Origin of the sequence: Spiroplasma citri (genome assembly GCF_001886855.1) — a bacterium.
In the GTDB taxonomy this organism is placed as follows: domain Bacteria; phylum Bacillota_I; class Bacilli_A; order Mycoplasmatales; family Mycoplasmataceae; genus Spiroplasma; species Spiroplasma citri.
On the sequence record NZ_CP013197.1, the window covers coordinates 342760 to 358032 of the forward strand.

Sequence of the window (15273 nt, forward strand, 5' to 3'; positions counted from 1 at the left end):
AAGGATGGTGACAAAATATGAGCATAAAAATTGAAAATGATTTAGCACAAACAAAACAAATGATTATTGATATTATTGCGATGACAAAAAATCAATATGATGATATGGTTAAATGTTTAGAAACAAATGACACTGAGCTTGGTCAAAGTGTTATTTCCGCTGATGAAACAATTAATAAAATGCAAGAAGCTTTCATTGAAGTTTCATTATGAAAAATTGCAAAACAACAAATGGTTGCAAAAGATTTACGCCGAATAGTTGGTTTCATTTTGATTGTCAAGGAAGTTGAACGAATTGCAGATTATGCAAAAAGCATTTGTCGTTATTATATCAAATATAAACCTTCAACAAAGTTAATTAATTTTTTAAAAAAATTAGTTGCAAAAGTCATTGAAATGTTAACAGAGGTATCAAATATTTTTGAAGAAGAGCGAATTGAATCAGCATATAATATTTTAAAATATGATACTGAATTAGATAAGATTTATAAAGTTGAAAATGATGCTTTAATTGAAAAAATTCGTGAAGCAAAATCAAAAGAAGAAATTAAAGTTATTACTTTAACAATGCAACAATTACGTTCAATTGAACGTGCCGGAACACATATCATTAATATTGCTGAAACATTAATTTATATTATTGAAGGAAAAATTTATGATTTTGAATTACCAATTTAATATGGTCTTCATTATGAAGATCATTTTTAATGCAAAATTATAAATGAACTTATGGGTGTAACAAGATCATATTAATATGATTAAAATCATTGTTAAATATTTAAAAATAAAAGTATAATTTATAATGGATATAAAAAAATAAAGAAGGTGACAAGAAAATATGAAAATATGGAATAAATGCAAAAAAATATTGAAAATGAAGAATCACGTTTAACAGGATCGTTAATAGGAAATGGACAAATTGACAATTTTTGTAAAGATTGTTTTGAGCTAAGAAGAAAATGATATTGAATTATAGTTGGTATTTCAATTATTGTTTTACTATTACTAATTATTTTAAGTATACATAAGATTATATAGATTACATATTTCATTGAATAATATGAAAACAATAAAATGACTAACATCAAGATAGAAAAATTCACAATATAAGGTGAAAAATGTTGGTTGAAGAGAACAAGGTTATATTTATGGTCAAACCCAAAAACCTTGCTCCTTGTTAAAAAAATAAAAGGAGAATTAAGATGTCATATTTAGATAATTTAAATTTATGAAAAAATGCTAAAAATTTAGATCCAACGTTAGCCACTGAATTTCAACAAATGTCTGAAGCAGATTTAATTGCTGCTTTTTCAGATGATTTAGAATTTGGAACCGCTGGATTACGAGGTTTATTAGGACCAGGAACCGGAAAAATGAATTTATATACAATTCGGAGAGCAACATTAGCTTTTATGCAGTATTTAAAAACAATTTATTCTGAGACAGATTTAAAAACAAAAGGAATCGTAATTGGACATGATAACCGTTATTTTTCAGCTGAGTTTGCGCAAGCAGTAGCAAATATTTTTGCTAGTAATAATATTAAAGCAATTTTATTTGCGAATAATGATCTTCGGCCAACACCAATGGTTTCATATACCATTCGTAAAATAAAAGCGGCAGCGGGTGTTATTATTACGGCAAGTCATAATTCACGTGAATATAATGGTTATAAAATTTATGATCATAATGGTTCACAATTTTTGCCAGTTGCAACCGATATTATTGGTGAAAATTACTTAAAAATTAAAGAAGAAGTTTTTACTTTAACTTTAAACCCAAATTCAACTTTAATTACATATGTTCCAAAAGAGGTTGAGGATAATTATGTTAGTGATGTTAAAGCAATGCAGTTTTATCCAAATCAAAAACGTAATATTAAGATTGTTTTTTCTAATTTGCACGGAACAAGTAAAGAATGAACACCACGAATTTTTGAAGAATGTGGTTATGATGTCACGATTGTAGAAGAGCAATTTGACAATGACCCTAATTTTACTTTTGCACCTAATCCAAATCCAGAATTAACAGAATGTTATGATTTAGCATTAAAATATGCGAAAAAAGTTAATGCTGACGTTATCATTTTAAATGACCCTGATGCTGATCGGTTAGGAATTGGTGTTAAAATTAAGGACAATGAGTATTATTTAATGACTGGTAATGAAACAGCTCCGGTATTAATTGAATATTTGTTTTCTCATTATCAACGTCAAAAAACATTACCTAAGAATGGAGTTATGTATAATACCTTTGTTACTGGTAATTTATCAGATAAAGTTGCTGAAGGCTATGGTGTTCAAGTTATTAAAACATTAACTGGTTTTAAATGAATTGGTGATCAAATGAGCAAAGCATCAGCTAAAGGATTACAATTTTTATTTGGATTTGAAGAAGCATATGGTTATGTTTTAAAAGACATTACTCGTGATAAAGATGGAATTCAATCGTCATTAATCTTAGCAGAAGCTTGCTGATATTATCATAATCAAGGAAAAACATTATATGATGTTTTAGTTGAACAATATAATAAATTTGGTTATTTTTATTGTAAAACAGTTAATTTAGTTCGTGATGGAATTGATGGCAAAAAAGTTATTAATAATATGTTAAAAAAATTACGACAAGAAACAATTACTAGTTTGAATCAAATTAAATGTATTAAGAAAGAAGATTATTTGAATGGCTTGTATGAAATGCCAGGACAAGACTTATTAAAGTTTTATTTTGCAGATGGTAGTTGATTTGCAGTTCGGGCAAGTGGAACAGAACCAAAAATAAAATTCTATTTTGTTTGTGTTGATAAAACAAATGAAGAAGCAAAAATAAAAATGGAAGCAATGTACCAAGAATTAGAAACTACTTATTTAAAAGAATAAAAGTTATGCTAATATATAGTTAGAAAATAGGGGGTTTTGGTATGTCAAAAATTATTTTTGAAGCTGATGATAATCGTAAAGGAATTGTTGATAAAATTTTTGTTACAAATAAACAAGTTGTCCAAAAGGGCGATAAGATTGCTAACATTATTACACAAAATAAGGTTTATGAAATCAAAGCACCAATTACTGGTGAGGTGTTAAATATTATTGTTTATGAAAATAAAGTTATTAATAGTGGTGATGTTTTATTAGATTTATTGCCATTTGAGCCAACCCTTAATGAACAGCATAATCATTTTGAGCAACCCTATAATACTGCTTCCTTTAATGGTTCTGGAAAATATAATATGCAAAATCGACCACCAATTGATGTTAAAAAGTCAGAAACAGAAATTTTTCGAGAAGAGTTAATTGAAACATTATTGGCACGTGAAGTAGCTGGTGAAAATCTTCAAGATGATTTTGATGATTCAATTGAAATTGATTTACCAGAAGAAAATATAGAACAAGATTCAACGCCATTTTTTAGCCAGGATAATAATTCAAAGACATTTCCTTTTAAAGATAAAGTTGAAAATATTCTTGAAAATATTCCTAGTGAAGAGAATATTGAAACATTGCAAAAAGATTTGGGTGATTTAAAAGAAGATTTGGCAATTGTTAAAGATGATTTAACAACAATCACAATTGAAGAAGAAATTATTGAAGATCTTGAAAATTTAGAACGGGATTTAGCATTTAAAGCAGAAATGGCCGAAAAAAAACAAGTTGATGATAAAATATCAGAGCCATTAATTTATCATCACCCCTTTGATGTAAAAAAAGAATGCAAGCCAGAAAGTAATACAAAAGAAGAATTAAAAAGTAATTTTGCTTCAATTCAAAATAATGCTGATGATTCAAAAATGCAACCTATTATAAATTTAGAAAAAGATAAATTAGTAGATGATGAGTCGAAGGGACATCATGGAGAGCATTCAACGGTGCATTCGTCTGCTCCAACTTATCTTAAAAAACATAAGGCAGAAGATGTAACATCAAGAGAACATGCTGCTTTTTCAGGCCATAAAACCAAAGAAAACACGCAGAGTTTGCAAGTTGACAAAGTTAAATTAAATCAAGAAGCAATTATTCGTGCAAAAGAAATTATGGAAAGTAAAAAAAATATTGCTCATAGTTTTATTGATGTTGAAGTTGATGTTAGCGAATTAGTTAGTTTATTATCAATTATGCGTGAAGCATATTCACAAAATGATATTAAATTAACATTATTACCTTTTTATGCTAAAGCAGTCTATGATGGATTAAAAAAATTTCCTATTTTAAATGCATCTTTTATTAGTCAGGAAAAAGCAATTTTATTAAAATGATTTTATAATATTGCTTTTAGTGTTGATAGTGATACTGCAGTGAAAATGCCAGTTTTATATAATTTAAAAAATGTTTCAATTAAAGAAATTGCTTCAAAGGTAACAAAATTAATAGGAAAAAGTATTAATAATGAATTAAAAGAAAAAGACTATCAAGATGCTTCATTTTCAATTGTAAATTATGGTGAATATGGAATAACACGGGGAACATTTACAATTCCAGATGATAATGTTGCTGGAATTGCAATGGGTATTATTTTTAAAAAACCTGTTGTTGTTGAAAAAAATGATATTGCAATTCGTGATATTATGGTAATTACATTAGGGTATAATGAAGCTGTAATTGATATTACCGAAGCAAGTAAATTTGTTCATTATGTTGCATATTTATTATCAAATCCAGGACTTTTATTATAAGATAAAAAGTCATTACTCACTTTTTTATTTTTAGGAGGGGAAAAATGAATATTAAAGATTTAAAAAAAGAAGTTAATAATGTAGAATTAATTGTGATTGCTGATAAGGTAACCCAAGGAACAGCTTCCAATGGAAGCACTTATTTATTAATAACCCTGAAAGACCGTACTGGAACAATTGAAGCAAGGTTATGAGATGCTCGTCCAGCTGATATTGAGACTTGAATTAAAGGTAATTGTTACAAAGTAAATATTAATATTATTGAATATCGTAAAGTTTTACAAGCAAAAATTAATATTTATGATATTATTGATAATGCCAATATTAATTTAGATGATTTTATTGAAGTTGCGCCACTTTCAGCAAATGCAATGTATGATGAAATTATTACAACAGTGAAAAAAATGAAAACAACTGAATATCGTGAAATTATGACTTTAATTTTAGAAAAATATGGTGAGCAATTTAAAATTTGACCAGCTGCCATTCGTAATCATCACGAAATTAAATCAGGTTTAATTTGACATAGTTTAACTATGCTACAAATGGCAAAAAATGTTGCCAATGTTTATCATGATCGTTTAATTGATTCGGAATTATTATATTGTGGTGTTATTTTACATGATTTAGGAAAAGTTATTGAAATTACAAGTGGAGCGACAAATGATTTTTCATTTGAAGGAAAATTACTTGGGCATATTTCAATTATGGCAAATGAATTAAATCATCTTGCCCAAAGTAATAATTTAAATTCAGAAAAAATTGTTTTGTTAGAACATATGATTTTAGCTAGTCATGGCCGTTTGGAATATGGTTCACCTGTTGAACCACATTTATTAGAAGCAGAAATTTTATCATTTTTAGATAATTTGGATGCACGAATTTACCGCATTGATAAAGAGTTAGAAAAAACATTGCTTAATGAACAAACACAACGGTTATTATCTGTTGAAGGTCGTTGATTTTTAAAACATTTTGAAAAATAAAGATTAATTTAATTGCAAAAAGTTTAAAATTTTTTTAAAATTTTAAACTTTTTGCAATTTTTTTCTGTTTTTCATTTCTTTTTTTCTGTTTTCTTTTTTCTGAAAGGTATATAATAACATTACGGTATGATTTAATTTTCAGGAATAAATGTCCTAGAACTACCGGCATATTTAGTTAGTTATATCGAAAGAACTATTAATACTGCTAAGAATAGAAAAGGAGAATATAAAATGAAGATTATTGTAGTTGGAACTAACCATGCAGGTACAACTGCTGTTAGAACCTTAAGACGATTAGATCCAAAAGCAGAAATTGTTACTTATGATAAAAATAACAATATCTCATTTTTAGGATGTGGAATTGCACTATGAGTTTCAGGAGAGGTAAAAGATTCAAATGGTTTATTTTATGCTTCACCAGAGGTGTTAAAAAATGAAGGTATTAAAGTAAACATGGAACACGAAATATTATCAATTGATAATAAAAATCAAAAAATTCGTGTAAAAGATTTAAAATCAGGAAAAGAATTTGATGATAATTATGATAAATTGATTTTAGCGATTGGTTCTTGACCAATTATTCCACCAATTGAAGGAATTAAGCAAGAAGGTGTTCATATTGTTAAATGATATCAACATGGGGAATTAGTAAAAAAAGCAAATGATGACAAAAATATTCAAAATGTTGTTGTATGTGGGGCAGGATACATTGGCGTTGAATTAGTTGATGCTTTTCATCAAAAAGGAAAAAATGTTACTTTAGTTGATATTTCAGACCGAATTATGCCACGTTATTATGATCAACCTTTTACTGACAAAGTTGAAGGAGCAATGCGTAAAGCGGGTGTTAATTTACGTGGTGGCGAAAAAGTTATTAAATTTGAGGGAAATGATAACAAAGTAACAAAAGTAGTAACAGATAAAGGTTCATATGATGCTGATTTAGTAATTTGGTCAGTTGGTTTTAAACCTGCAACAGAAATTTTAAATGGTGTTGTTGATTTAGATAAAAATACAGCCATTAAAGTTGATCAATACATGCAAACATCAGACCCAAATATTTTTGCAATAGGTGATTGCATTGAAGTTTATGATAATTCTAAAAAGCAACCAGCATATATTGCTTTAGCAACAAATGCTGTACGAACAGGAGTTATTGCAGCTGTTAATGCTTTGAAACCAGCAGGTTTAGCATCACCAGGATTCCAAGGTTCAAATGCAATTAATGTTTTTGGTTGAGCATTAGCATCAACAGGAATGACAGAAACTGTGGCAAAAGATTTAGGATTTGACTACGAGCAAATTACATTTACAGATAATGATCGTCCAGAATTTATGAATTCTTATCAAGAAGTTTTAATTAAAATTCTTTGAGACAAAAAAACAAGAAAAATTATTGGTGCACAAGTAGCTTCAGAAGCTAATCATACCGAAGTTATTTATATGTTTTCATTAGCGATTATGAAGGGAGTTACAATTGATGAATTACCATTAATTGATATTTTCTTCTTGCCACATTTTAATAAGCCATATAACTTTATTACTTTACCAGGCTTAGAAGTATTAGGATTAAATTACTTTAAAAAGTAAGCAAAATGATTTGTTTTAAAAATTCTTCTACAGATGTTTATTTTAATTTGGCTTTAGACGAGTATCTTTTAAAAAGTGATATTAACGACAATATTTTCTTTTTGTGAAAAAATTTTAATACAATTGTTATTGGCCAAAATCAAAATACAATTGAAGAAATTAATTTACAAGCGGTTGAAGCTGATAAGGTGAATGTTGCACGGCGAATAACAGGTGGCGGGGCTGTTTATCAAGATGATGGTAATTTATGTTTTTCCATTATTGTTAATAAAGATGATAAAATAGCAAAAAATTATGAAAGTATTTTACAACCTATTATTAATGTTTTGCAAAAACTTGGTTTAAATGCTAAATTTGCTGGCAAAAATGATATTGAAATTGATGGCAAAAAAATCTCTGGTAATGCACAAATAAAATATAAAAATCGTTTGCTACACCATGGAACATTTTTATTTGATGTTGATTTAAGCAAAATGGAAAAATACTTAAATGTTAGTCAGGATAAAATTATTTCAAAAGGAATTAAATCAATTCCAGCACGAGTAACTAATATTCGTCCATTATTAGTAAATGATATTACAATTAATGAATTTATGCTGTTTATTACTAATGAGTTTTTGGCACAAGGAACGCCAGTGTTAGATTTACCACCAGATATTATTGCTGCAGTTAATAAACTAGCTGATGAAAAATATCGAACATGGGAATGAAACTTTGGTAATTCACCTGAATTTAGTTATCAGAATAAAATTCGATATGAAGGAAAAGGTACTGTTGATGTGCGTTTAAATGTTACTGAAGGAAAGATTACAAAGATTAAATTTTTTGGTGATTTTTTAGGTTCTGGTGGAACAGAACCACTTGAAACTCTTTTAACAGGTTGTGAATATAATCTGGATAAAATTAAAACAAAATTATTAGAAGTGAATATTAAAGATATTTTTGGTGAAAAATTTGAAACACAAGAAGTTTTAGATGTTATTTTTACTTAAAAATATTTAAAAAACAGGAAAGGCAGGAATCAAAAAAATGTATTTTGACAAATTTGATTCGTTAAAAAATGAAATGCTTCAAATTATGGATGCAACTGGAAAGATTGTTAAACCAGATTTGATGCCAAAAATTAGCGATGATGAGGTTTTAACAGCATATAAATTAATGTGCTTATCACGTCGCCAAGATGATTTTCAAAATAAAATTCAACGACAAGGAAGAATGCTATCATTTCTTTCATCAACTGGACAAGAAGCAACTGAAGTGGCATATGGAATGCAAATTATTAAAGGAAAAGACTGATTTTCATCAGCATATCGAAATAATGCTGCTTGATTAGCAACAGGTGTTCCAATGCGTAATATTATGTTATATTGATGTGGAAATGAAATGGGAAGTTACATACCAGAAGGAATTAATACTTTACCTATTAATATTCCAATTGCAACACAATATTCGCATGCAACTGGATTAGCATTTTCTGAAAAATATAATAAACGCGATGGTGTTGTTATTACAACAACCGGTGATGGGGGTTCTTCAGAAGGAGAATTTTATGAAGCAATGAATTTTGCTAAGTTACATGAAGTTCCAGCAATTTTTATTGTGGAAAATAATCAGTATGCAATTTCAACTCCTAGTCGTAAAGCAACAAAAGCAATAAACTTTGCAGTAAAAGGGATTGCGGTTGGAATGCGTAATATTTTAGTTGATGGGAATGATTTTTTTGCAGTTTATGTTGCTGTGCAAGAAGCTATTAAATTTGCTCGTAAAGGTGAAGGACCATCATTAATTGAATGTAGTACTTATCGAATTGGAGCACATTCCTCAGCTGATGATCCTAATGTTTATCGTGATGAAAAATTACATCAAGAAGCATTAAAAAAAGACCCATTAATTCGTTTAAAAGCTTATTTAATTAAGCAAAAAAAATGATCAGAAAAAGAACAAGAAAAATTAGATGCTGAACAAGATAAATTTATTAAAGATGAATTTGCTTGAGTAGAAGCAAACAATACTGTTTCAATTCGTGATATTTTTGCTTACAATTATGCTGAAATGCCAAAATTCTTAGAGGAACAATATCAAGAAGCCGAAGCATTTTTTGCAAAATATCCAAGTAAAGGAGAAAACCACTAATGCCAGTTGTAAATAATATCCAAGCATTAACACATGCTTTAGATTTAGCGATGGAAAAACATCAAAATATTGTGATTTATGGTGAGGATGTTGGTTTTGAAGGAGGAGTCTTTCGTGTTACGATTGGTCTACAAGCAAAATATGGTGAAGAGCGTTGTTTTGATGCACCAATTGCAGAAGCAACATTAGTTGGAACAGCAGTGGGAATGGCTATTAATGGAATGAAACCAATTGTTGAAATGCAATTTGAAGGATTTTCATATCCAGCGTTTCAACAACTTTTTACCCATGTTGCACGATTACGTAATTGCTCACGCGGTCGTTTTACTTGTCCATTAATTGTTCGTATGCCAATGGGTGGAGGAATTCGTGCGTTAGAACATCATTCTGAAGCAGTTGAAGCAATGTTTGCGCATAATCCAGGTCTAAAAGTAGTTATTCCGTCAACGCCATATGATACCAAAGGATTATTATTAGCAGCTGTTCAATCACCTGATCCAGTCATCTTTTTAGAACCAACGAAGATATATCGTGCTTTTAAACAAGAAATTCCTGATGAATATTATACTTTACCAATTGGTGAAGGTTATAAAATTCAAGAAGGAGAAGATTTAACAATTGTTACTTATGGAGCACAAGTTAGTGAATGTGAAAAAGCTTTAGCACAATTAAAAGAAGAAGGACTCCCTATTAATGTTGATTTAATTGATTTACGAACAATTCAACCATGAGATCGTGAAATTGTTATTGAATCTGTTAAAAAAACAGGGCGAATTCTAGTTGTTCATGAAGCTGTTCGTTCATTTTCAGTTGCATCAGAAGTTATTACAACTGTTAATGAAAAATGTTTTGAATATTTAAAAGCCCCAGCGGGACGGGTAACTGGTTATGATATTATTATTCCATTTGATCGTGGTGAGCATTATCATCAACCATCAGTTCAAAAAATTGTAGTTAAAATTAAAGAATTAGTTAACTACCAATTTTAGATAGGAGTTGAAAGTAAAAATGGTTAAATTTAAATTCGCCGATATCGGAGAAGGATTAACAGAAGGAAAAGTGGCCAAAATTATGATTGAAGTTGGTGACAAAATTAAAGACGGAGTTGAAATGTTCGCCGTTGAAACTGATAAAGTTAATACGGAAATTTATGCGCCATGTGATGGTATTGTTAGCAAAATTAATATGGCAGTTGGCGATACAATTTATGTTGGTGATGTCGTAGTTGAAATTGATGATGGCACTGCCGGTGATAGTCCAGCACCAGCTACATCAGAGCAACCAACGACAGTACCAGTTGAAGAGGAAAAAGCAGCAGGAGTAGTTGGTGCAGTATCAATTTCTAATACCGTTTTAGCGCCACGTCATTTACCAAACAATGGTAGTGCTAATGTTGATAGTAATAAAAATGTGTTATCAACGCCAATTGTGCGAAAAATGGCAGCTGATTTAAAAATTGATTTAACAAAAATTCAAGGTTCAGGACAAAACGGTAAGATTATGAAAGCTGATTTAGTCCAAGGGGCAAAAAGCACAACAACTGGCCCTACTTTATCAACAATGCCAATTAATATTCCGCAAATTAATGCAACAGGTGCTGTTCGTCGCGAAGCAATGTCACCAATTCGTAAAGCAATTGCAAAACAAATGACTTTGTCAAAAACTGTTATTGCTGAGGCAACATTAATGAAAAATATTGATGTAACAAAATTAATTGAAATTAGAGCACAATTAAAAGGACAAGCAGAACAACAAGGAGTTAAGTTAACATATATGCCCTTTTTTATGAAAGCTTGTGCAATTGCTTTAAAAGATTTTCCAATTTTAAATGCAGCATATGATCAAGAACAACAAGAAATTATTTTTAAAGACTACTATAATATTGGAATGGCAACTGACACACCGACTGGTTTAATGGTTCCTGTTGTTAAAGGAGTTGATCAGTTAAATATTATGCAAATTGCAAAAATGATTAATGATTTAGCAACAAAAACACGTGAGCGTAAATTAAAACCTGATGAAATGAAAGATGGAACCTTCACAATTACTAATTTTGGGTCAGCGGGCATTGAATTTGCTACACCAGTAATTAATTTCCCAGAAGTAGCAATCTTAGGAGTTGGAATTATTAAAAAGGCACCAGTTATTAATAAAAATAATGAAATAGAAATAAGTTCAATCTTACCATTATCGTTAACGATTGATCATCGTTTAATTGATGGTGCTGATGGTGGTCGCTTTTTAGCACGAGTAACAGAATTACTAGAATCACCAGCTTTATTATTATTGTAAGAGAAGAGGTTATGAAATGGAAAACAAATATGATGTAATTATTGTTGGAGCAGGCCCAGGTGGCTATGTTACAGCGATTAAAGCAGCTCAAGAAGGTTTAAAAACACTAATTATTGAAAAGGAATATTATGGTGGTGTTTGCCTAAATGTTGGTTGTATTCCAACAAAAGCGTTGTTAAAAAGTAGTAAAGTATATGATATGATGAAACATGCTGACAACTATGGTATTGATGTTGCAAAAGCAGCAGTCGCCCCAAATTGAGTAAAAATGCAAGAACGAAAAGCAAAAGTAGTGACGCAATTAACAAAAGGGGTTGAATTTTTATTGAAAAAAAATAAAGTTGACCTAATTAAAGGCGAAGCGAAAGCAATTGACAAAAATACCGTTGAAGTTGCTGGGAAACGTTATTTATGTGCTAATTTGATTATTGCAACAGGAAGTGTTTCGCGTAGGCTACCATTACCAGCTTTTGAACAAGCTGAAAAAGCTGGTTATGTTATATCATCAACAGAAGCTTTATCATTACCAACAATTCCAAAAAAATTAATTATTATTGGTGGTGGTGTCATTGGCATTGAATTTGCTTGTTTATATCATCGTTTAGGAACAGAAGTAACAATTTTACAAGGTTTAGACACTATTTTAGAGTTATTAGATAAAGACATTCGTGAAGAATTAACAAAATTGTTAATTAAAAATAAGGTAAAAATTGAAACTTCAGTTAAGATTAAAGCAATTAAAGGTAAATCAGTAATTTATGATAATAGTGAAGGAAAAGAAGTAAAACTAACATCAGATTATTGTTTAGTTTCAGTTGGTCGAACACCAGTAACAACTGGTTTTGAAAACATTGGACTAAAAATTGGAGAGCGAAAAAACATTGAAGTTGATGAGCAATGTAAAACAAACTTGCCTGGTGTATATGCAATTGGCGATGTTGTGGGGCGTGCAATGCTAGCTCATGTTGCTTGAGCACAAGGAATTTTAGTAATTGATAATATCAAGGGAAAAAATGTAAAAATGAATTATAATAGAATTCCTTCTTGCATTTATTCATTCCCAGAAGTAGCAACAGTTGGAATTACTGAAGAGCAGGCAATTAAAGATAAAATTGCTTATAAAGCATTTAAATTTCCACTAGCAGCAAATGGTAAAGCAATAGCTGACGGAGAAACTGATGGTTTTGTTAAAATTTTATGTGATCCAAAATATGGTGAAATTTTAGGAGCTCATATTGTTGCTGCAACAGCAACAGATATGATTTCTGAAATTACTGCTTGTATGGAAACAGAAGGAACAATTCATGAATTGGCAAAAACAGTTCACCCACATCCGACGCTATCAGAGATTATTATGGAAGTTTCCCATGGTTTAGAAGGCCGTGCAATTCATATTTAAAGTTACAGAAGTAACTTTTTTATTTAAAAATAATAACTAAAAAGATTAATTTTGTTTGAAAAGTCTGCTTTTCATTTAATATTAATTTTGTTATAATAAACACATTAAATCGGTCTATAAAGTTTACTAAAGGAGATTTCAATGGCAAGAAAACCAGGCAGTTGACATAAACTTAATAATTTAACAAAAAATGTTACTGTAGTATCACGTAAAAAGGGATGACTTGCTGCAATTTGTGCTGTATTATACCTTAGCGCTTTAATTCCCTCTGCTTATTTTGCCGTGGCATTTTTAGCAGATATTTTAAATTATGGTGGTATTGAAACCGATGGGCCCTTGCCCGATGTTAATGATGGAGATTATTTTGAAGTTAACTTTGCAAAAACAGAATTGCGAGATAATACAATAACAACTCCAGTCTTTGAAACTTATGAAACTCCTCCTGACCCTAATAGTGGGCAAGTTGCACAAACTCGTGTTCGTGCAAGATCATTACGATTAGAATATGCTTATAATTTAATTTTTGAAAAAGCACCTAGTTTATATATTGCAAATAATATCTTTTTTAAACATAAATATAATCAGCCTAATCAAATTCAAATTTTAGATATTTTTACTGATTCACGAGGCACACAGCGGTTAAGTCTTGCTGATGTGCAGCAAAATCAATTTAATTTAATGAAAAATTTATTATTTTTAAAAATCAAATACCAAGGGGTACTACAAAAAAATTTAATTTGAATGCCAACATTATTTGTTGGTAATGAAGGATTTTTATCAAATTTTTTAAGCTTTAAATTAGGAGAAACAAGAAACAAAGATGATTTAAAACCAATAGTTTGAGAAAAACAAACAAATATTCTAGGTGAACAAGCTAATAATATTATGATTAATGGTACTAATGATAGTTTAGCGTTAGCAGATAGAGTTTATGCTGCTTATAAAGAACGTTTTGCTGCTTTTTATGCAGAAAATAAAGGAAATGATAAAGAATTTATTGGCGATTATAATCCATATAGTAATTTTTCTATTTCAAGTGTTAATCCAAATGACCAACTGTTTCCAAGTACTTTTATTGATAGTACACATTACATGCTTGATATTAATCGGGTAATTCAATCAGTATATAAAAAAGGTGATTCAGAGCAAAGTTTTGCAAAAACAGATACTCAGATTAATGGTAAATATATTCCACAATTATTAATTTTCTTAATTAACATTTTAGAAACATCACAAAATCGTGGTTTAGTGTTACCAACAGAACTTGTACCAACAGATTGACAAATTTGATATCAACATCTTCAACCAAAACGTTTAAATGTTAATCAGCCAGAGCAATTTTATTTTATGTTTTTACCACAAGGTGAAACAATTAAAAATGTGATTGTAAATCGATTGGGGCAAGAAATTAAAGATGTTTTAAATGGTAAATATTCATTATCAACAGCAATTAGAGAATTGGAAGAAGATGTTTTGAGCAATCCTAATGGATCAAAATATAAATGAGTTTATGATTGAAATATTTTACCATTTCAATCATATGGAATAATTGAGAAAGCAGATTATACTGTTGTTAAAAGAACAATTCAAGAAAATAGTGATTTAACAATTAATTTTAATAACAATCAAGCGAAAAAATCAGACTATGTAATAATTGATCAACCATCATTACATTCAATTACTAATTTAGTTAATCCTGGTGATCGTGATGCCTATTCAATTAGTAATAAACAGAAACGAAATACTTTATTTACAAAATATTGAAGTGCTAATTTGTATGGCGCACAGAAGCCATTAAATTATATTGACATTGATGTTTCAAATATTCCAGGTGATATAACTTCATTCAAAACAATGCTACAAAACCAAATTGTTAATCGCACATGAGAATTTATCCAAAATATTATTCAGAAGGTAGGAAACAATTTAAACATTAGTGATAATGTATTAGAAATAGATTATGCTAAGGCGATTGCAGAAGATATTATAACATTTACACCTTTAAATAATTATCATAATGCTGCTGCTACTTTTAATGAATGATTTTATGCATTGCAAGCAAAAAGTGAAGAAGAATATAGTAATTTAACTGTTATTGATATTAAATTAGAATTAAAAAAGAAAGAAAATGTTCCACAAAATTTCCAAGTAATTACTTTCCGTTTTAACATTAATTATATTTAAAATTTATGTATAAAATATAAA

At 29.3% G+C, this 15273-nt stretch carries 11 protein-coding genes; all 11 read left to right on the forward strand.

Annotation, left to right across the window (positions count from 1 at the left end; all coding sequences use genetic code 4):
* Positions 1 to 17: 17 nt before the first annotated feature.
* The 11 genes from phoU (at position 18) to SCITRI_RS01955 (ending at position 15252) form a co-directional block, all read left to right on the forward strand.
* On the forward strand, positions 18 to 677 hold the full coding sequence (phoU, locus tag SCITRI_RS01900) for a phosphate signaling complex protein PhoU (protein WP_071936994.1): 660 nt from the start codon (positions 18 to 20) through the stop codon (positions 675 to 677).
* A 524-nt stretch (positions 678 to 1201) separates the two neighbouring features.
* Entirely contained in the window at positions 1202 to 2878 is a 1677-nt protein-coding gene (locus tag SCITRI_RS01910) for a phospho-sugar mutase (protein WP_071936996.1), read from the forward strand.
* A 41-nt stretch (positions 2879 to 2919) separates the two neighbouring features.
* Entirely contained in the window at positions 2920 to 4668 is a 1749-nt protein-coding gene (locus tag SCITRI_RS01915) for a 2-oxo acid dehydrogenase subunit E2 (protein WP_071936997.1), read from the forward strand.
* A 44-nt stretch (positions 4669 to 4712) separates the two neighbouring features.
* Positions 4713 to 5654, forward strand: a complete 942-nt coding sequence (locus SCITRI_RS01920) for a 3'-5' exoribonuclease YhaM family protein (protein WP_071936998.1) — start codon at positions 4713 to 4715, stop codon at positions 5652 to 5654.
* 231 nt (positions 5655 to 5885) lie between these two features.
* Positions 5886 to 7244: an FAD-dependent oxidoreductase gene (locus SCITRI_RS01925; protein WP_071936999.1), complete on the forward strand. Its 1359-nt coding sequence runs from the start codon at positions 5886 to 5888 to the stop codon at positions 7242 to 7244.
* Between the two features lie 5 nt (positions 7245 to 7249).
* Positions 7250 to 8236 (forward strand): lipoate--protein ligase, encoded by a 987-nt coding sequence (locus SCITRI_RS01930; protein WP_071937000.1) that lies wholly within the window; start codon positions 7250 to 7252, stop codon positions 8234 to 8236.
* A 37-nt stretch (positions 8237 to 8273) separates the two neighbouring features.
* Positions 8274 to 9377, forward strand: a complete 1104-nt coding sequence (pdhA, locus tag SCITRI_RS01935) for a pyruvate dehydrogenase (acetyl-transferring) E1 component subunit alpha (RefSeq protein ID WP_071937001.1) — start codon at positions 8274 to 8276, stop codon at positions 9375 to 9377.
* Positions 9377 to 10366, forward strand: coding sequence for an alpha-ketoacid dehydrogenase subunit beta (locus tag SCITRI_RS01940; protein WP_071937002.1), 990 nt, complete (start codon positions 9377 to 9379; stop codon positions 10364 to 10366). Before pdhA ends, SCITRI_RS01940 begins: the two co-directional genes overlap by 1 nt.
* A gap of 19 nt (positions 10367 to 10385) precedes the next feature.
* The gene (locus SCITRI_RS01945) at positions 10386 to 11669 is read left to right on the forward strand and encodes a dihydrolipoamide acetyltransferase family protein (protein WP_071937003.1); all 1284 of its coding nucleotides are present in this window, start codon (positions 10386 to 10388) and stop codon (positions 11667 to 11669) included.
* A gap of 16 nt (positions 11670 to 11685) precedes the next feature.
* Positions 11686 to 13068: a dihydrolipoyl dehydrogenase gene (lpdA, locus tag SCITRI_RS01950; RefSeq protein ID WP_071937004.1), complete on the forward strand. Its 1383-nt coding sequence runs from the start codon at positions 11686 to 11688 to the stop codon at positions 13066 to 13068.
* Between the two features lie 141 nt (positions 13069 to 13209).
* Positions 13210 to 15252, forward strand: coding sequence for a hypothetical protein (locus SCITRI_RS01955; RefSeq protein WP_071937005.1), 2043 nt, complete (start codon positions 13210 to 13212; stop codon positions 15250 to 15252).
* Positions 15253 to 15273: the final 21 nt, after the last annotated feature.